Origin of the sequence: Streptomyces sp. NPDC093064 (genome assembly GCF_044754605.1) — a bacterium.
Taxonomy (GTDB): Bacteria; Actinomycetota; Actinomycetes; order Streptomycetales; family Streptomycetaceae; genus Streptomyces.
This window is the reverse complement of sequence record NZ_JBIVPK010000053.1, coordinates 26,971-45,418: the sequence shown is the minus strand read 5'-3', so window position 1 is coordinate 45,418 and position 18,448 is coordinate 26,971. Positions and strand designations below refer to the sequence as shown.

Here is an 18,448-nt window from a genome sequence, read left to right as displayed (position 1 = left end):
TCACCCCGGAGTTGCTCGATCTCCCCCAAGTCCACACGGGCAGCCTGCCGGACTCGGCACCCAAGATCAAACCAACCTAACGAAGTACTACTAGGTGCCCCGGATGCGCACCGCCGGCGTCCGCCGCAGCTCACCCATCCGCGCCTCGGCGCGGTGCAGCCGTCCCACGAGGGGCCCGGGCTCACCGAGTGCGAGAGGCCGGCGCACCGCCTGTGCGTGCGGGCGCCCTCTCTGCTCTTTCGCCACCGCCGCGCCTCCGCGGCGTATGCGCGCGTGATCTCGCCGACGACTTCAGCCCGGTTCGCGCTCGACTGCACGAGCGGGCCGCACGGACGGCGATCCCTGCCCGTCGGGTGACGGAGTCCCCGCTGCGCCGTTCGGTGGCGCGTGGGCGGTCATGACAGCCTGCCGGATCACCCCGAGAGCAAGATGATCGCCACCCGGTGTGATCGATGGCCCGCACGGACCGACCGGGCACGGGAGAGGAGCAACAGGGATGGATGGGATCGGGTTCGTCGGGCTCGGCACGATGGGCCGTCCGATGGCGCGCAGGCTGCTGGCCGCCGGGCACCGCGTGGTGGTGTGGAACAGGTCGCGGCCCGCCGTCGAGGAACTGCGCGGGGACGGAGCGGAGGCCGCGGCGGACCTCGCGGAGGTGTTCAGGCTCCCCGTGGTGATGAGCATGCTGTCCGACGACGCCGGTATCCGGTCGCTCATCCTGGACAGCGGGGTGCTGGACGGCGCCGAGTGCCGCGTGCACGTGAACCTGGCGACGGTGTCGGCCGGCTTCGCCTCCGAGGCGGAACAGCGGCACACGCAGCGGGGCATCGGATACGTGGCGGCGCCGGTGCTGGGCCGGGCCGATGTGGCGGCGGCCGGAAAGCTGAACGTCCTGGCCGCCGGCGCCCCCGAGGCACTGGACCTGGCAAGGCCCGTCCTCGAACCGCTGGCCGGGCGGATCTGGGAACTCGGAGACGACCCGGCACGCGCCAACGTGGTCAAGATCGCGGTCAACTTCCTGCTGGCCGCCGCGGTCGAGGCCACCGCGGAGGCGACGTCGCTGGTGGAGTCGTACGGCGTCGAGGCCGCAGCGTTCGTCGAGCTGATCAGCGGGACGCTGTTCCCCGGACCGGTCTACGGCACATACGGCGGGCTCATGGCCGAACAGCGCTACGAGCCCCCCGGGTTCACGCCGCGGCTCGGGCTCAAGGACGTGGGCCTCGCCCTGTCGGCGGCGCATCTGCGCGACCTGGCCCTGCCCACCGGCAGCCTCGTACGGGACGCCCTGCTCGAAGCCGTCGCGGCGGGCTGGTCCGAGCGCGACTGGGCCACACTCGCCGAGGTCGCCCGGCGGAGGGCGGGCCGCTGATACGCACCGGCCGGGCTTGTGGGGCGTGGGGTCCGTCGGAGTGGTTGTGCCGCGGCGGCCGGTCCGGCCGGTGCCGTTGGTGGAATACGGCTCGGGATACGCGACCCGACTCTCGGGATCCGCGGCCCGATCCGACGCCGGGGCACCGGTCCGGCACAGCGAGGAGTGAAGGCTCATGGCAGTGTGCGAGGTCTGCGACAACGACTACGAGATGGCATTCGAGGTACGCACGGGCAACACCGTCCACATCTTCGACAGCCTCGAATGCGCGGCCCAGCGGATCGCCCCGACCTGCGACAACTGCCAATGCCGCATCCTCGGCCACGGTCTCCAGGCCGACGGACGTTTCTTCTGCTGCGCCAACTGCGCACGCCGGCGCGGATTCGCGCAACTCGTCGACCACGCCTGACCCCACGGCGGGAGGAACCCATGGAACTGCCATTGAAGGCCCACCACATCGCTCCACGGCTGGCCACCGGGGCGTTCATTCTCCATTCGGGACTGGGCAAGCTCTCGGCGGACGAGCAGACGGAGGAGGGCCTGCACGCGATGGCCACCCACGCCTACCCGTTCCTGAGCAAGCTCTCTCCCCACCGTTTCACCCGCCTGCTCGGCGCCGCGGAGGTGACACTGGGCGCGGCGTTGCTGACACCGCTGGTGCCCAGCGGCATCGCCGGGGCGGGGCTGACGGCGTTCTCCTCGGGCCTGGTCGGGCTCTACCTGCGCACGCCCGGCACCCACGCCAAGGGCAGCCCGCTGCCCACCCAGCAGGGCATCCCGCTCGCGAAGGACTCCTGGCTGCTCGCCATCGGACTGGGTCTGCTCACCGACCGCGCGTCCTGGTCGTGTCCGCGCCCGGCCGGCAGGCGGCGGTGCGGCCGGCGCAGGTAGCCGCACCCGGCGGTGACGTGCCGTCCGGCCACTACTGTGGGGGTATGCACGGCGGCGTGGTGACGCTGTTCCTGTGCGGCGACGTGATGCTCGGCCGCGGCGTCGACCAGATCCTCCCGTGCCCCGGTGATCCGGCCCTGCGGGAGGCCTGGGTCCGCGACGCCCGGTCCTACGTCGAGCTGGCGGAGGCGGCGAACGGCCCGATTCCCGCCCCCGTCCCACCGGCGTGGCCGTGGGGCGAGGTCCTGCCGGTGCTGGCGGCCGCCACCCCGGACGTACGGATCGTGAATCTGGAGACGTCCGTGACACGCGGCGACGCGTTCGCGCCGGAGAAAGAGGTCCACTACCGGATGCACCCGGCCAACCTGCCCGCCCTGGAGGTGGCCCGGCCCGACGTCTGCGTCCTGGCCAACAACCACACGCTGGACTTCGGGCGTGCGGGGCTGCTGGAGACGCTGGACTCCCTGACGGGTGCGGGACTGCCGGTGGCGGGCGCCGGCCGGGACGCGGAGTCGGCGTACGCGCCCGCGGTGTGCCCGGTCGCGGACGGGGTCCGCGTGCTGGTGTTCGCCCTGGGGATGACGTCCAGCGGCATACCGGGGAGCTGGGCGGCGACCGCGGACCTCGCCGGTGTCGCGTACGTCCCGGCGGCGACGGCGGAGGCGGCCGCGGCGGTCGTCGAGCGCGTCCGGCGAGTGCGGTCTCCGGGTGACCTCGTGGTCGTCTCGGTGCACTGGGGGTCCAACTGGGGCTACCACGTCCCCCGGGAGCAGATCCGCTTCGCCCGCGCGCTGGTCGACGGCGGTGTCGACGTCGTCCACGGGCACTCCTCGCACCACCCCCGTCCCGTCGAGGTGTACCGCGACCGGCTGATCCTGTACGGCTGCGGCGACTTCATCGACGACTACGAGGGCATCTCCGGCTACGAGCAGTACCGCGACGACCTGCGGATCGCCTACTTCCCCTCGCTCACGGCGGCCACGGGACGACTCGCAGACCTGCGCATGGTGCCGCTGCGGGCCCGGCGGATGCGGCTGGAACCCGCCACCGGGGAGGACCGCGCATGGCTGCGGACGACCCTCGGCCGGATCAGCACGGGCGTGGCCATCACCCCGGGGCCGGACGGCACGCTCCGAGCGGCACGGACGACGGCCAACGCGTCGGAGCCGTAAGACCCGTGCGGCACGGGAGCACCACCGGGCGCACGGCCCGCCCCCCTGAATACCGGCCGTCGTACGGGCCGACCGACTCAGCCGCGGTCCTTCTGGTAGGCGGCGAGGAGGAAGAGCCAGATCTCGCTGATGGTCGGGAAGCAGGCGACGGCGTGCCTGAGCCGTTTGAGCGGTACCTCGCCGGCGACCGCGACGGTGGCTGAGTGGAGCAGTTCGCCGACCCCGGGGCCGACGAAGGTGACGCCCAGGAGGACTTCGCGGTCGAGGTCGACCACCATCCGGGCGTGGCCCTCGTAGTCGTCGGCGTACAGGTCAGCGCCCTGGGCCGCGTCGAAGTCGAGGTCGACTGTCTTGACGCGGTAGCCGGCGGCGGCCGCCTGTTCGGCGGTCAGGCCGACGGAGGCCGCCTCGGGGACGGTGAAGAACACCTGGGGGACGGCGTGCTGGTCGGCGGTGGTGGCGTGGTCGCCCCAGTCGGCGTCGTCGAGCGGGCGGCCGGCGGCGCGGGCGCCGATGGCGTCGCCCGCGGTACGGGCCTGGTACTTGCCCTCGTGGGTGAGCAGCGCGCGGTGGTTGACGTCACCCAGGGCGTAGAGCCATGCGCCGTCGACGCCGCGGACGAGGCACGTGGTGTCCACCTCCAGCCAGGAGCCGGGGGTGAGGCCGACGGTGTCCAGGCCGATGTCGTCGGTGGCGGGGGTGCGGCCGGTGGCGAACATGACCTCGTCGGCCTCCAGTTCGCTGCCGTCGTCGAGCGTGAGGGTGACCGGTCCGGTGGGATCCGGGCGGCGCAGCGCGGTGACCTGCGCGCCGATCCGTACGTCCGCGCCCGCCCGGGTGAGGCCGCGTTCGATCAGCTCGCCCGCGAAGGGTTCCATACGGGGGACGAGGCGGCGTCGGACGAGCAGCGTGACCCGGGAGCCGAGGCCCTGCCAGAGGGTGGCCATCTCCACGCCCACTCCCCCGCCGCCGACGATGGCGAGCCGGGCAGGCAGGGTACTGGAGTCGGTCCCGTGCCGGTTCGTCCAGGGCCGTGCCTCCTCCATGCCGGGGATGTCGGGCAGGGCCGCCCGACTGCCGGTGGCGATGGCCACCGCGTGCCGGGCGGTGAGGGTCTGCCGCGCACCGTCGTCGCGGGTGACGGTGACCCGGCGGGGACCGTCGATCCGACCCTGCCCGCGAAAGAGGTCCGCGCCGATCGACTTGACCCCCTCGGCCTGTCCGCTGTCGTCCCAGTCGGCGACGTAGTGGTCGCGGCGGGCGAAGACCCGGTCGGTGTCGAGCCGGCCGGTGACGGCCTGGCGGGCGCCGTCCACGCGGCGGGTGTCGGCGACGGCGATGACCGGCCGCAGCAGCGCCTTGCTGGGGACACACGCCCAGTAGGAACATTCACCGCCGACGAGTTCCCGCTCCACGACGGCGACGGTGAGTCCGGCGGCGCGGGCGCGGGCAGCGACGTTCTGGCCGACCGGACCGGCACCGAGCACGATCACGTCGTACGTGGCGCTGCCCTGGTTCTCGTGTGTTTCGGTCATCGGTCCCTCACTGGTGATCATGCGGACACGGCCCCTGTCGTACATCCCACCTGCGCCAGGCGCCTCACGACGAGCCGCCACAAGTCCCACCATTGGCCGCGCGATCCACCGCCGCCCGGCCTCATGGCGGGCGGCGGAAGTGCCGATGAGGCGGAACGGAATCTCGTACCGGACTTGTCTCACCGCGGAGAACGACACTCATGGGTCCTTTTGAACTGACCGGACGCGTAGCCCTGGTGACCGGAGCGACCAGCGGCATCGGAGCCGCCACCGCGGCGCTGCTCGCCGAGCGGGGCGCGCACGTCCTGGTCGCGGGCCGGGACCGCACCCGCGGCGAGGCCGTGGTCGCCGGCATCCGCGACCGCGGCGGCAGGGCCGACTTCGTCGCCGCCGACCTGCGTACCGCGGAGTCGGTGCGGCAACTGGCCGGAGAAGCCGTCGGCGCGGGCGGCGGCCGGGTCGACATCCTCGTCAACAACGCCGGCGTGTACCCGTTCGGCCCCACGGAGCAGGTGCCGCAGGACGAGGTGGACACCGTCTACGACCTGAACGTGAAGGCCCCGTTCCACCTGGTGGCGGCCCTCGCCCCGGCGATGGCCGCACGCGGGCACGGCGCGATCGTGAACGTCAGCACCATGGTCGCGGAGTACGGCGTCTCCGGGATGGCGCTGTACGGGTCGAGCAAGGCGGCACTGAACCTGCTGACCAAGGCGTGGGCGGCCGAGTTCGGCCCCCACGGGGTGCGGGTCAACGCCGTGGAGCCCGGTCCGACCCGTACGGAGAGCACCGTCGGCATGGGTGAGGCCCTCGACGCCCTGGCCGCGGAAGCCCCGGCCGGGCGCCCGGCCGCACCGGAGGAGATCGCCGAGGCGATCGCCTACCTGGCCAGCGATGCCGCGAGCTTCATCCAGGGCGCGGTGCTGCCCGCGGACGGCGGCCGCACGGCCGTCTGACCCCCGGGCCGACGGGGTCCGTACCGCCCATCTGCCCCCGCCGACCAAGGCCGCACCGGCCGTCCGGTTCCTGACCCGCAGGGACCCGCAGCACCGTCTGACCCGTGGCCCGCCGCAACCGCACCGCCGTCTGACCCCCCGCGCACCGGGGCCGTACCACCCGCCTCGTCCGTGGCCCGGAGGGACCCGCAGCACCGTCTGCCCCAGGGCACGCCATGGCCGCACCGCCGTCCAGTCCACCGCAGCCGCACCGCCGCCTGACCCACAGCCCTCAGTGCCGCACCTCCGACTGACCAACAGCCCCCGTGGCGGGCCGCCGTCTGACCCGCTCACCGGGTCGGCATCGGGGTGTCGCCCGATCAGGTTCCGCGGCGGGGCCGGGTGCCCCACGGCCCACCGAGGCCGCACCGCCCGCCTCGTACCCCGCCCGCAGGGACCCGGAAGACCGTTTGCCCCACGGCCCGCCGCAACCGCACCGCCGTCTGACCCACAGCGCCCGTGTCGGGCCGCCGTCGGTCTCGGGACCATAGGGCGACCGCGGGGCGGCACCCGATCAGGTTCCGCGGCGGGGCCGGGTGGCTGTTCGGGTCAGTGGAAGGCGCCGCTGTAGGCGTTGAGGGCGGGCTGGCCGCCCAGGTGGGCGTACAGGACGTTGGAGTCCTTGGGGATGTCTCCGCGTCGGACGAGGTCGATGAGTCCGGCCATGGACTTGCCCTCGTAGACGGGGTCGATGATCATGCCTTCGAGACGGCCGGTGAGGCGGATGGCGTCCAGGGTGGACTGGACGGGGATGCCGTAGAGGTCGCCGGCCCAGCCCTCCAGGACGGTGATCTCGTCGTCGCGCAACTTCCGGCCGAGGCCGATGAGTTCGGCGGTGTTGCGGGCGATCTTCTCCACCTGGGCGCGGGTCTCGTCGATCTTGGCCGAGGCATCGATGCCCAGCACGCGGCGGGGCCTGTCCTGGCCCGCGAAGCCGGCGATCATGCCCGCGTGCGTGCTGCCGGTGACGCTGCACACCACGATCGTGTCGAAGAAGACCCCGAGTTCACGTTCCTGCCGCTGGACCTCGTAGGCCCAGTTGGCGAAGCCGAGGCCGCCCAGGGGGTGGTCGGAGCCTCCGGCGGGGATGGCGTACGGAGTGCCGCCGGCGGCGCGGACGTCCTCCAGGGCCTGGTGCCAGCTGTCCTTGAACCCGATGCCGAAACCCGCCTGGACCAGCCGTACGTCGGCGCCCATGACGCGGGACAGCAGGATGTTGCCGACCTTGTCGTTGACCGAGTCCGGCCAGTCCACCCAGCTCTCCTGCACCAGGACGGCCTTCAGACCCACCTTCGCGGCGACCGCGGCCACCTGCCGGGTGTGGTTGGACTGGACGCCGCCGATGCTGACCAGGGTGTCCGCGCCCTTGCGGAGCGCGTCGGGGACCAGGTACTCGAGTTTGCGGGTCTTGTTGCCGCCGAAGGCCAGCCCGCTGTTGCAGTCCTCCCGCTTGGCCCAGATACGGGCACCGCCGAGATGGTCACTGAGCCGGTCCAGCGGGTGGACGGGGCTGGGGCCGAACAGCAGGGGGTGGCGCTCGAAGGACTCGAGGGACATCTGTGGCTCCTAGTCGGTGTCGGGGAGCAGGGTGTCGAGCAGCGGCAGCAGCGTCTGCCAGTTGGTGCGGGTGGCGGCCACGGCACCCTCGACGTCTCCGGCCTCGCACAGCGCGATGATCCGGTCGTGCTGGGCGACCGAGCCGCGGCCGCTCAGTGAGGAGAAACGCAGTCTCTCCACGCGCCGCAGCACCGGCGTGAACTGCTCCAGGACGGAGCGAACCGCCGGGTTGGCGCAGGCGGTGACGGCGACGCCGTGGAAGGCGTCGTCGGCGTCGATCGCCGCGTCGACGTCGTTGCGGCGCAGAGCGTCGGCGAAGCGCGCGTTGGCCTGGCGCATGGCGTCCAGCTCGGCGGCGGACAGGTTGGGCATCGCCTCGCGGACGGCGAGTTCGTGCATGGCCGCCGTCACCGACTGGGCCGCACGTGCCGCGCGGACGTCCAGGGGACTGACCATGGTGTAGCGGCCAGGCTTCGTCCGCACCAGGCCGGCCTGCTCCAGACGTGCCAGGGCCTCCCGCACCGGTGTGCGGCTGACGCCCAGCCACTCCACCAGGTCGCTGTCGTTGAGGCGCTCCCCCGGTGCGAGGGTGCCGTCGACGATGGCGTCCCGGATGGCCCGGTAGGCGTTGTCGCGAAGGAGTGACCTGGAGACGAGCCCCCGGCTCTGCGGCACTGGCATGCAATATATTGCACGCTGCACGACAGAGAGCTGTCAAGAGCGCGCCGTCGGGGATCGCTCCGCTACCGGCCGATACCGGCGCCGCCGTCGCGCGAAGGCTTGTTAGCCCACCTGGCTGAACTGACGGAGCGAATCACCGGCTCGCGTGTTTCCATCAGCAAGGAGGCAACGACATGGGGCCGCGGCGGCCCTGGCGCCCGCACTCACCGGGGTGCCGGCCTGCGCGCGCACCGTCCGCCGTCCCGGAGGATCGCGCGCACCTCGGGGGCCCGGTGCCACCGCCTCCGTCACCTTCCCACCGCTCGGCGGCGGATGGGCCGCCGCGCTCAGCGGTGGCCCGGTGTCGATCGCCAACGAGGGACGGCCCGCCTCGTCCTACTCGGCGGTCGGCGGCGCCGTGAGCCTTCGCCGGGCCTGGACACCACCGACGTCGGACCCATGCCCGAAGGAAGCGACTGATGACCACGGACAACGAGACGGCCGTCTGCCCGTTCGACTTCAGCGAAGCCCTGGAGTTCGATCCCTCCCTCGCGGATCTGATGTGCCGCGACACCCCCGCACGGATCCGGCTGCGCTACGGCGACGCGGACGCCTGGCTGGTCACCGGCTTCGACGCCGTCAAACAGGTGACCACCGACCAGCGGTTCAGCCGGGCGGGCATCATCGGCCGCGACTACCCCCGGATGACGCCGGAGCCCATCGTGTCGCCCGAGTCGATCAACGTGATGGACCCGCCGTACAGCAGCCGCGTCCGTCATCTGGCCTCACAGGCCTTCACCCAGCCGCAGGTGGAGAACATGCGCCACCGGATCGTCCGGCTCGCGGACGATCTGCTGGACCGCATGGAGCAGGAGGGCCCGCCGGCGGACCTGATCCGCCATCTTTCCGACCCTCTTCCCCAGCACACCGTCCTGGACCTCCTCGGTATCGAGCGGGAGGAATGGCCCCGGATCCAGAAGGCGGTGCACCAGCTGCTCGTCGTCGGCGCGGACACCAAGGAGGCCGCGGCGGACGCCAAGAGGGATCTGACGGCCTACTTCGGCGAACTCGTCGCACAGCGGCGGAAGTCGCCCGGCAGCGACATCATCAGCGCGATGGCCGCGGCGCGGGACGGCAAGGAGCAGCTGGACGACCGGGAACTGGCGGTCATGACGCTCATGCTGGCGCTCAGCGGCCAGGACACGGCGACCTGTGAGATCAGCGACATCGTGTACCTGCTCCTGACCCGGCCCGAGCTGGCGGAACGCGTCAGGAGCCGGCCCGAGGCCCTGCCCGAGGTGCTGCACGAGTTGCTCCGCCACATCCCGTTCCGCAAGGGGGTCGGCATCCCCCGGGTGGCCCTCGAGGACGTGGAGCTGGGCGGTGTGCTGATCCGGGCGGGCGACTACGTCCACGTGTCGTATCTGACGGCCAACCGCGACCCGGAGCGTTACACGGACCCGCACGACATCGACGTCGACCGGCCGAACTCGCCCCATATGACGTTCGGCTGGGGCGGGCACCGGTGCATCGCGATGCCTCTGGCCATGGCGGAGCTCGAAGTGGCCATCGGGCGGCTCATGGAGCGCTTCCCGGGGCTGCGGCTCGCGGTGCCGCCGGAGGAGGTGCGCTGGGACCAGAAGACGATCAGGCGGTTCCCCCTGGAGCTGCCGGTGGCCTGGTAGGGACGCCCGCCGGGCAGGGCAACGCGCACGCCGCACGGCCTCGGCTGATCGGACCGCGGACGCTCGGTGCCGCACCACGACGGTATAAAGAATTCCTATGACTGGCAGGGCGCGTTTCACGGTTAGGCTCTGGCCCAATCCTCGGGCCATGTTCTCCGGCCTTCCGTATTCGAAACGCAAGAGGAGTTCATCCGTTGAACGCGATGTGGCGCGTGAATCCGCAGAAGACGGCTCTGCTCGTGATCGACATGCAGAACGACTTTGTCCTCGAGGGATATCCGATGGAAGTGCCGATGGCACGCCATCGGATACCCCGGATGCAGGAGGTCGTCGCCGAGTGCCGGGCGGCCGGTATTCCGGTCGTCTACACCCAGCACATTCTGCTGGACACATTCGATGTGTCTCCGCTGGAATCCACCTACAACCCGGCGCTGCTGAGCGCGGGAATGCGCGAGGGCACTTTCGGTGCGCAGGTCGTCGACGACCTGAAGCCGGAGACCCACGACGTCGTCGTCGTCAAGCACCGCTACGACGCGTTCCACAACACGCGGCTGGAGAACGTGCTGACCAGCATCTCCGGCCTGCGCGAGGTGGACACCGTGATCATCATCGGCACCCTCACCGAGGTCTGCTGCGACTCCACCGCGCGCGGGGCGTACATGCGGGACTTCAAGGTGGCATTCGTCGGCGACGCCACCGGGGCGCTCAGCGATGAAGCCCAGGCGGCCACGGAGAAGACCATCGGCACATTCTTCGGCCGGGTGCTCACCACCGGGGAACTGGTCGCGGAAATCCGCGCGAACCGCGAGGGGAGAGCGGCATGAGACCAAGAGAATACGACGTCCGCTACGAACGCTCGGCGGTCGTGCTGCTCTCCCTCGGATTCGGCCTCGTCGGTCTGGACCGCTGGATCATCAGCCCGCTGTTCCCCTCGATGATGAAGGAACTCGGGCTCGACTACCAGGACCTCGGGAACATCATCGGAGTTCTCGGTCTGGCCTGGGGATGTTCCTCCCTTCTCATAGGCGGCCTCTCCGACCGGCTGGGCCGGCGCAGGATCCTGGTCGGCTCGATCGTGTTCTTCTCGGTCTGCTCACTGCTGACGGGGCTCGTCGGCGGGCTCGTCAGCCTCCTGATGGTGCGGATCATCATGGGCGTCACCGAAGGCGCCTTCACCCCGACCGCGGTGGCCGCCACGGCGGAGGCGTCCCGGCCGGAGCGCCGCGGACTGAACATGGGCATGCAGCAGAGCACCTTCGCCCTGTTCGGCATCGGCCTCGGCCCGATCATCGCCACCCAGCTGCTGCGGGTCCTGCCGAGCTGGCACTGGGTCTTCGGTCTCATGCTGATTCCCGGCCTGGTCCTGGCCTGGTTCGTCTTCCGGACCGTGCGCGAGCCCCACCAGCTGCCGGCCTTCGAATCCGCCGTCGCTCCCGCCGCCGAGGACAAGACCCGCTGGCTGGACGTCTTCCGCTACCGGAACATCCGGCTGGCCATCCTCGCCCTGTGCGGCGCGATGACGTGCATCTTCGTGCTGAGCGCGATGGTGCCGAGCTACCTGGTCGACCACCAGGGCATCGGGACCAGTCAGATGGGTGTCATCGCCTCCGGCATCGGGTTCGGCGCCTTCGTGGGCCAGTTGGTCATTCCGGGGCTGTCCGACAGGTTCGGCCGCAAGCCCGTGGTCGTCGTCGCGCTGCTGATGGCGATGTGCATCCTGGTCGGCTTCATCCTCCAGGGGCCGGTGGTGCCGCTGCTGTTCCTGCTGCTGTTCTTCGTCGCCTTCGGCGCCAACGGCTGTCTGGCCCTGCTCGCCGGAACCGTTACCGTGGAGTCCGTCCCCGCCGGTCTGATGGCCGCCGCGGCGGGCACCGTGATGGGTGTCGCGGAGATCTTCGGCGGCGGCGTGGCCCCGTCCGTCGCCGGATACCTGGCCCAGCACCACGGCATCCACACCGTCCTCTACCTGGCGCTCGGCGGACTGCTGCTGTGCGTGGTGGCCGCCTCCTTCCTCCAGGAGACGGCGCCGAAGAAGACCGGCCGTACCGGCGACGAGGACGCCGCCGTCACGACGGCCGCGGGCATCCGGCCGGAACCCGGTCCCGCGACGCGCTGAAGACCTGCCCGGGCAGCGGAGGACCCGCGCGTCGGCGCGGGTCACCCCGTCCCGGGCAGACCGCCGCCGTCCGGGGCGCCGGGCGGGTCCTCGTCGAGGAACCGCGCGACGGACGCCGCGAACGCCTCGGTCACCCCGTGGTCCCGGCCCTCGTCGCTGATCCCCACCGTGACGTTGATCTGCGGAAGCAGTCCGGGCAGCCGGGCCGAGGGCAGGTCCGTCGCCCGCTGCACCCGGTCGCCGAGGACGACACCGGCCGGAACCACGGTGATGCACTCCCCCAGCCGGATCAGCGCGTGCATGGTCCGGTAGTCGTCGACCACGTGGAAGCGGGAGATCTCGTACCTCTCGATCAGCGTGGTCGTGATCCTCGCATGGTGCGTCAGCACCGGATTGTCGAAGAGCACGAACCGGTAGCGGGACAGCAGCTCCTTCAGTGCCGGGGCGCTGACCTCCTCCAGAACCGTCCCCGGCGGATGGACGAGCGCCATGTCCTCGATGCCGACGACGTCGGTGTGGAACGGGTGGTCCGCTTCCGTGGAGTAGAACAGCCCGGCGTCCAGCTGGTTGAGTTCCAGCAGGTCGATCACTGTCGTGGCCGGCCGGCTGGTCACCCGGAACTCGTCCGCCCCGTACACGTCCAGCGCGCTGCTCACCACGGCCCGCACGGACCGCTGCGACAGCCAGTTGTCCACGCCGAAGACGACCTTGTGCGGATGGCCGGCCACCTCGGCGAAGCTCCGTGGCCGGGACGGGTCCTTCTTGCCCAGGACCGCGGAGGCGTTGGACAGATCCCGGATGAGCTGGGCGGCGTACGGCAGGAAGTACGCGCCCTGCGGGGTCAGCACCGCGCCCTTCCACCCCCGCTCGAACAGCGCGAAACCAAGACTCTCCTCCAGCCGCCGCAACCGCTGGCTCATCGTCGGCTGCGTGACGTACGAGCCGGCGGCGGCCTTGGAGATACTGCGGTGCTTGGCCACGGCCAGGAACGAACGAAGCGCCTCGAGATCCACGGTTGCCCCTCCTTCGACCACGACACGGGGCTCGATGGATCGGACCCTACTGCCCCGCGGACCCGTTGTGACCTGCTGGGACCGCGAGGCGGAAGGACTTCTTCCGGGGCATGCCGCCGGCCGGGACGGGCGTCAGCCGTGATCGACGCAGCAGGGCGTGGGGTCGGGCACCTCGAAGGGGGCGAGGACGCCGCCCGCGGCGGGCACGAGCGGCAGCACGAGCTGTCCGTCCTGCCACAGAGGGCGCACGTGATCGCGCGTCGTCACCGAGGTGTCCGGTTCCGGGCCGCCGCCCGGGCCGGACGGCGCCCCGATGACGGTGACCCGGTCGATCGCGGTGTGCTGGACGAGGAAGCTCAGCGGGACCGTGCCGACGAGACGCTGGACACCGGGGTAGACGACGGCACGCCCCTGCTCGCGGGTCTGCTGCTCGGCCGCGGCCAGGGCGGCGCCGTCCGCGTACGGCGCCGGGCCGTGCCGCAGCTCGCCGAAGGCCGCGCCGGACGGCGGCCGGTCCTCGTCCGCGAGGACCGCGAGGAGGGCGACGAGCCGGGGCCACACCGAGGCCGCGGTGTCCGCGTCCGGCAGCGCCAGGGAGACGGCGATGTGCGGCCGCTCGCCGCTGCGGACCGGGTGCGTGCAGGCGACGGTGGCATCCGGCAGGCCGAGCCGCGCCACCAGTTCCTCGGCGAGGTGGTCGGCGCCGCGCAGGTCCGCCGACCCGGCGTCCACACCGATCACGGTGGGGACGCCGGGTCCGCCGGGCGTACCGGTCATGCGGGCAGGACCCACATCGGGTTGGAGTAGAACCACAGGTCCTTCCACGGGTCGGCGTCGCCGACCACGTCCATCGCCGGTCCGGCCGGGTCCACGGAGGCACCGCGCAGCCCGACCGCCGTGCGGTTGCCGTCCGTGCCGCGCAGCCGCACGTACACCGGCTTGTCCACGGGGCCGAGGGAGTACGTCAGACGCACCGAGCCGGTGGACTTGTCCACCTCGAAGGACTTCACGACCTTGGTGTCCGGGGTGATGAAGGCGTCCTTGTCGGAGACCCGGCCGGTGACGTCGCCCTGGATCACGTCGACCCGGGCCAGCTTCGGCACGAACTGCGCCCAGTTCGGGCCGTTGGCGAGGCTGATCTCGACGACCAGGTCGACCTGGCTGCCGCGGCGCACGTGCAGCACGTCGCCGAGGGTGACGGCCTTGCCGCCGGAGCGCAGCTGGGCGTTGAGGCCGCTGATCAGCCCGCCGTGGTCGACCCAGACGCGGCCGGCGCGGATGCCCTCCATGACCGCCTGGTAGGAGAAGGAGGCGGCACCGACGTGGGTGCGGGAGTACTGGCCGGGCCAGAAGTCGCCGTCGCCCAGGTTCAGCGCGCCGCCGTGGACGGGGTCCTCGTAGTGGCCGTTGGCGTTGAAGTCGCTGCCCGGCCCGCGGACGGAGGAGTCGGCGTAGACGCTGTGGGAGTCGGAGTTGGCGGTGATCCACCAGGGCTTGCCCTCGGCCAGCAGGCTGTCCCAGAGACCGCCCACGGTCGCGGTCATCCAGTCGAAGCCGCCCCAGGTACGGTAGCTCTCCAGCGGGTAGCCGGAGAAGGAGTCGGCGCCGGGGCTGCCGTCGTAGTAACCCCGGCCCGAGCCGGGGCCGCCCGGCGCGCGCAGGCCGGCGGCCTGGTGGCCGGGTGCGCCCTCCATGCCGACGGCGATCCTCGGCTGCGCGTCGCGCCAGGCACGGATCTCGTGCGGGGAGTCGATGCCCTTGCGGGCGGGGTGGTTGGCCAGGAACAGGGCGTCCTTGACCTTGCGGCGCTGGACCTGCTCGGCGAGGAAGTTGACGCCCGCGATGGCGAGTGCCTCGTTGGCGGGGGTGTTGGCGGTGGCCTTCTTCACGGCCCCGTCGAAGGAGTTCTCGAACTCCTTCAGCACGGCGACCTCGTTCGAGCCGGGGTGGACGAAGACGGTGCCGTGCTCGGCGGCCGGGATGTTCCACTCCAGGCCCTGGAAGACCAGCGTGTCGGAGATCTGCCCGCGGGCGGCGACGATGTCCGGGTTGACCTTCTCCACACCGATCTTGGCGTGCTGCTCGCTGCCGTGGTCGGTGATGACCATCCAGTCCAGGCCGTGCGCGTTGGCCTGGCGCACGTGGTCGACGACCCGGTACTTGCCGTCGGAGCTGTACTGGGTGTGGATGTGGTGGTCGCCGGCCAGCCACAGGTATCCCCCGGAACGGGAGGATTCCGCGGACTGCTGGCTCTGGTTCTGACCCTGGTCCTGGCCCTGGGACGCGGCCGCCTGTCCGGCGCCGGCGAGCACGCTGCCCGCCGCCAGTCCGGCACCGAGCAGGCCGGTGCGGCGCAGCATGGACCTGCGGGACAACTGATCGGGCGTCAACTCGGTGTCGGGGACCTCCAGGTCGAGCGCCGGCGGCAGGGAACCGCCGCCCGTGCCGTGCCCGTGGTCGTGGTGGTGGTGGTGCCCGTGGGCGTGACTGTGGCCGTGGCCCATGTCCGAACTCCTGCCGTCTGTACGTTAAAAGCGTGTTCGAGCGGCGCCCATGCTGGGCCCCTGCCGCCAACACGGTGGGAACGGCTGGTGACAACGGCGGGTACGGCAGGCGGCACCCGGACGTGGCACGGGGCCACCTGAGGTTTCGGCACTCGCGCCGGCGCCGTCGGACCGAGCGGAACAAGCCACTTCCGGAGTCGAGGGCACACGGTGCTCGCATGACGGCCGGCTCCCGGGCCTATCGGGTGCCCGTCAGCCGGGTACCCGCCGGGGTGCGGTGGTAGAGCACCGCGCGGCCGGAGCGGGCGCGGGTGACGAGACCCGATTTGTGCAGTACGCCCAGGTGGTACGAGACCGTGGCGGGACTGAGGAAGTGATGTCGTGCCAGTTCGGTGGTGGAGGCCGGGCGCGCCAGCGCGGTGAGCAGTCCGGCCCGGGTGGGACCGAGCAGTCTCGCCAACTCGTCGGACGGAGGCCGCGGAACGGCGGCCCGGTCGCGCACGGGACAGGCGACCATGGGCGGCCTGCGTCCACCGCGCACCGGGTCCACGGCCACGGCCGGCCGTGGCACCACCAGTGACGGCACCACGATGAGCAGGGGCACGGCCAGTTCCACGGTGAACCGGCTGTCGACGCGCAGCGTGCCGTCGGACCACGCGATGCCGGGATGCAGGGAGTTGAAGAGCGCGGCCGCGCCGTGCCGGGCCAGCACACCGGCGCAGCGGTCGACCTCCGCTTCGAGGACCGCCCGTGCGGCCTCCCAGTACGGGGCGAAGGCCAGGTCCCAGTAGCGCCCCAGTTCCTCCGCGACCTGCCGGGCGACGTACCCGCCGCCGCGGTCCATGGCCCGGCTCACCCTCGGGGGCACCTCCGCACCGGCCAGGCCGTTGTGCGGGCGGCCGTCGCGCAGCGCCTCCAGCTCGAACAGGACCCGGTCGGGAGGGGTGTTCCGGACCTGTTCCAGTTCCTCCTCGACGGTGGGCGAGGGTCCGGTGGGGTGCGGGCTGAGGAAGTCCGGCACGTAGCCGCCGCCGTCCAGGGCCAGTTCCGACAGCAGGGGCAGCCGTGCCCGGCGCAGCCCGCGTCGGGCACGCGCGACCCACGGATCGGTGTCCGTGGCCGGGCGCAGGCCCCACGGGAGCAGCGTCGCCGCGACCTCGTGCAGCGGCGAGACGGCGAATCGGGTGCGGGCCAACCCCCCGGCGTCCACGATGAGTTCGATCACGGCCCGTCCCCCTGCCGCCGCCTCGTTCCGCTTCGGTTCTGCTCTTGTTCCGCTCTTGCTCTGCTTCGAACGTGCTCGAATCGTCGCACGGAAGCTCGCGCCGGCAGGCCTGTTCGGCGCAGGCTGGTGCGGCGCCGAAGGCCGGACACCGGGATGCGGAGGAAACGGGGATGCCGGAAACACGGGGGACGCCGGGGACGCCGACGACACGGGCCGACGACACGGGGGTGCGGGGAATGCGGGGTTGGCGGGGGATGCGGAAGGTCCCGAGGGGGCGCGGGAGCGGGAGACCCGCGAGGCTGGGGACGGCCCTACTGGCCGCCGTCAGCCTGCTGATGCTGTCGGGAACGTGCACGTCCGCGGCACAGGACCGGGCAGCCGCGGCGCCGGCCGGGGAGAGCGGGGGACTCTCCGGCGCCGCCGCCTGCCCGGGCCTGAAGGGCTTCACCTGCGCCACGCTGACCGTCCCGCTCGACCACGGCGGCGGCGTGCCGGGCCGGCTGGGCCTGAGGGTCGCGATGGCGGACAACGCCAAGGCCCCGAAGGGCGTCCTGCTCTTCCTCACGGGCGGTCCGGGGCAGCCGGGCGTGCCCTTCGTCGAGCGGCTGAGCCAGAGGCTGACGCCGGTCCTGAAGGACTACCGGCTCGTCATGATCGACCAGCGCGGCACCGGCGAAGCCGCCTTGCGGTGCCCGCAGTTGCAGGAGGAGATGGGGTCGTCCGACCTGACCCCGCCCACGGCCCGGGCGGTGACGGACTGCGCCGCGGCCATCGGTCCCGACCGCCGCTTCTACGGCACCGGTGACACGGTCGCGGACCTGGATCTGCTGCGCCGGGCCCTGGGCGTGCGCAGGATGACGCTCGACGGCGTCTCGTACGGCACGTACACCGCGCAACGGTACGCCCTGGCCCACCCGCAGCACGTGGCTCGGCTGGTCCTTGACTCGGTGGTGCCGCAGACCGGTTACGACCCGATGGACCGCGCCGCCCTGCGCGCCGCGCCGCGCGTGCTGACGGCTGCCTGCCGGGCGACGGGCTGCGCCACGGACCCGGCGGCTGACCTGGCCGAGGTGGTCGCCCGGTACGGCAACGGCGTCGACGTGATCGACGCGCTGACCACCTGGGAGTTCGTGGACCCCGACTACGCGGAGATGATCGACGCGCTGCACAAGGCCGCGAACGGCGACCCCGGGCTGCTGCGGGGCCTGATCGCGGGTGTGCGGGAGGGAAGCGCGGCGAGCGCCGAGGAGCTCAGCCAGGGGCTGCACGCCTCCACGCTGTGCCTGGACGGACGTTACCCCTGGGGCAGGGCGGACGCTCCGCCGGCCGGACGCCGGGAGGCGCTGGAGAAGGCCGGTGCGGAGCTGACACCGGCCGACTACGGCCCCTTCGACGCCGCCACGGCGACCGGCCTCGGCTCGATGCTGAGCTGTCTGCACTGGCCGCGCACGCCGGTGCCGCCGCTGCCTCCGGAGCACCGCAGGCTGCCGGGCGTACCGGTCCTGCTGCTCGGCGGTGACCGGGACCTGTCGACCCCGCTGGAATGGCTCTACGACCAGAAGAGGCTGACGCCGCGGGCCCAGGTCGTGGTGGTGCCGGGTGCGGCGCACTCGGTGCAGAGCAGGGCGGCCGACGGCAGGGGCCGCCAGGCGGTGTTCGACTTCCTGCTGGACCGGCGCTGACAGCAAGGACCGTACGGACGGCGAAGGCCCCGACCGGGTGACCCGGC

The 18,448-nt window shown here is 72.0% G+C and carries 16 protein-coding genes; 9 read left to right on the top strand and 7 right to left on the bottom strand.

Annotated features, from left to right (window positions below; genetic code table 11):
• The first annotated feature begins 496 nt into the window (after window positions 1–496).
• The 4 genes from ACIQFZ_RS36370 to ACIQFZ_RS36355 all read left to right on the top strand — a co-directional run bounded on the left by ACIQFZ_RS36370 (window position 497) and on the right by ACIQFZ_RS36355 (window position 3,432).
• Entirely contained in the window at window positions 497–1,369 is an 873-nt protein-coding gene (locus ACIQFZ_RS36370; protein WP_365420411.1) for an NAD(P)-dependent oxidoreductase, read from the top strand.
• Between the two features lie 175 nt (window positions 1,370–1,544).
• Window positions 1,545–1,778, top strand: coding sequence for a hypothetical protein (locus tag ACIQFZ_RS36365; RefSeq protein ID WP_365420414.1), 234 nt, complete (start codon window positions 1,545–1,547; stop codon window positions 1,776–1,778).
• A gap of 20 nt (window positions 1,779–1,798) precedes the next feature.
• Entirely contained in the window at window positions 1,799–2,260 is a 462-nt protein-coding gene (locus ACIQFZ_RS36360; RefSeq protein ID WP_365420417.1) for a hypothetical protein, read from the top strand.
• Window positions 2,261–2,304: 44 nt separating this feature from the next.
• Window positions 2,305–3,432, top strand: a complete 1,128-nt coding sequence (locus tag ACIQFZ_RS36355) for a CapA family protein (RefSeq protein ID WP_376653659.1) — start codon at window positions 2,305–2,307, stop codon at window positions 3,430–3,432.
• A 77-nt stretch (window positions 3,433–3,509) separates the two neighbouring features.
• Here ACIQFZ_RS36355 and ACIQFZ_RS36350 read toward each other — a convergent pair whose 3' ends face one another.
• Window positions 3,510–4,967, bottom strand: a complete 1,458-nt coding sequence (locus ACIQFZ_RS36350; protein ID WP_365420423.1) for an NAD(P)/FAD-dependent oxidoreductase — start codon at window positions 4,965–4,967, stop codon at window positions 3,510–3,512.
• A 200-nt stretch (window positions 4,968–5,167) separates the two neighbouring features.
• Between ACIQFZ_RS36350 and ACIQFZ_RS36345 the strand changes: the two genes are divergently transcribed.
• Window positions 5,168–5,920 (top strand): SDR family oxidoreductase, encoded by a 753-nt coding sequence (locus ACIQFZ_RS36345; RefSeq protein WP_365420426.1) that lies wholly within the window; start codon window positions 5,168–5,170, stop codon window positions 5,918–5,920.
• A gap of 588 nt (window positions 5,921–6,508) precedes the next feature.
• Here the strand turns inward: ACIQFZ_RS36345 and ACIQFZ_RS36340 are convergent.
• Together ACIQFZ_RS36340 and ACIQFZ_RS36335 are read right to left on the bottom strand one after the other, a co-directional pair.
• Window positions 6,509–7,516 carry a 1-aminocyclopropane-1-carboxylate deaminase gene (locus ACIQFZ_RS36340; protein WP_402693226.1) on the bottom strand — a complete coding sequence of 336 codons (1,008 nt, stop codon included), beginning with the start codon at window positions 7,514–7,516 and terminating at the stop codon, window positions 6,509–6,511.
• Between the two features lie 9 nt (window positions 7,517–7,525).
• Entirely contained in the window at window positions 7,526–8,197 is a 672-nt protein-coding gene (locus tag ACIQFZ_RS36335; RefSeq protein WP_365420431.1) for a GntR family transcriptional regulator, read from the bottom strand.
• Window positions 8,198–8,655: 458 nt separating this feature from the next.
• On the opposite strand from ACIQFZ_RS36335, the gene ACIQFZ_RS36330 reads away from it, so the two are divergent.
• The 3 genes from ACIQFZ_RS36330 to ACIQFZ_RS36320 all read left to right on the top strand — a co-directional run bounded on the left by ACIQFZ_RS36330 (window position 8,656) and on the right by ACIQFZ_RS36320 (window position 11,977).
• Window positions 8,656–9,861, top strand: coding sequence for a cytochrome P450 (locus ACIQFZ_RS36330; RefSeq protein WP_365420434.1), 1,206 nt, complete (start codon window positions 8,656–8,658; stop codon window positions 9,859–9,861).
• A 203-nt stretch (window positions 9,862–10,064) separates the two neighbouring features.
• Window positions 10,065–10,685 carry an isochorismatase family protein gene (locus ACIQFZ_RS36325; RefSeq protein WP_376653668.1) on the top strand — a complete coding sequence of 207 codons (621 nt, stop codon included), beginning with the start codon at window positions 10,065–10,067 and terminating at the stop codon, window positions 10,683–10,685.
• Window positions 10,682–11,977 carry an MFS transporter gene (locus tag ACIQFZ_RS36320; RefSeq protein ID WP_402693225.1) on the top strand — a complete coding sequence of 432 codons (1,296 nt, stop codon included), beginning with the start codon at window positions 10,682–10,684 and terminating at the stop codon, window positions 11,975–11,977. Before ACIQFZ_RS36325 ends, ACIQFZ_RS36320 begins: the two co-directional genes overlap by 4 nt.
• A gap of 41 nt (window positions 11,978–12,018) precedes the next feature.
• Here the strand turns inward: ACIQFZ_RS36320 and ACIQFZ_RS36315 are convergent, their stop codons facing one another.
• The 4 genes from ACIQFZ_RS36315 to ACIQFZ_RS36300 all read right to left on the bottom strand — a co-directional run bounded on the left by ACIQFZ_RS36315 (window position 12,019) and on the right by ACIQFZ_RS36300 (window position 16,719).
• Window positions 12,019–12,990 (bottom strand): LysR family transcriptional regulator, encoded by a 972-nt coding sequence (locus tag ACIQFZ_RS36315; RefSeq protein ID WP_383062403.1) that lies wholly within the window; start codon window positions 12,988–12,990, stop codon window positions 12,019–12,021.
• Window positions 12,991–13,122: 132 nt separating this feature from the next.
• Entirely contained in the window at window positions 13,123–13,767 is a 645-nt protein-coding gene (locus tag ACIQFZ_RS36310; protein WP_365777212.1) for a hypothetical protein, read from the bottom strand.
• Entirely contained in the window at window positions 13,764–15,494 is a 1,731-nt protein-coding gene (locus ACIQFZ_RS36305) for a PHP domain-containing protein (RefSeq protein ID WP_383062399.1), read from the bottom strand. The genes ACIQFZ_RS36310 and ACIQFZ_RS36305 overlap by 4 nt, the downstream gene beginning before the upstream one ends.
• A 238-nt stretch (window positions 15,495–15,732) precedes the next feature.
• Entirely contained in the window at window positions 15,733–16,719 is a 987-nt protein-coding gene (locus ACIQFZ_RS36300) for an ArsR/SmtB family transcription factor (RefSeq protein WP_383062396.1), read from the bottom strand.
• Window positions 16,720–17,054: 335 nt separating this feature from the next.
• Between ACIQFZ_RS36300 and ACIQFZ_RS36295 the strand changes: the two genes are divergently transcribed.
• A complete protein-coding gene (locus ACIQFZ_RS36295) occupies window positions 17,055–18,401 on the top strand; it encodes an alpha/beta fold hydrolase (RefSeq protein ID WP_402693224.1) in 1,347 nt (448 codons plus the stop codon).
• Window positions 18,402–18,448 lie beyond the last annotated feature (47 nt).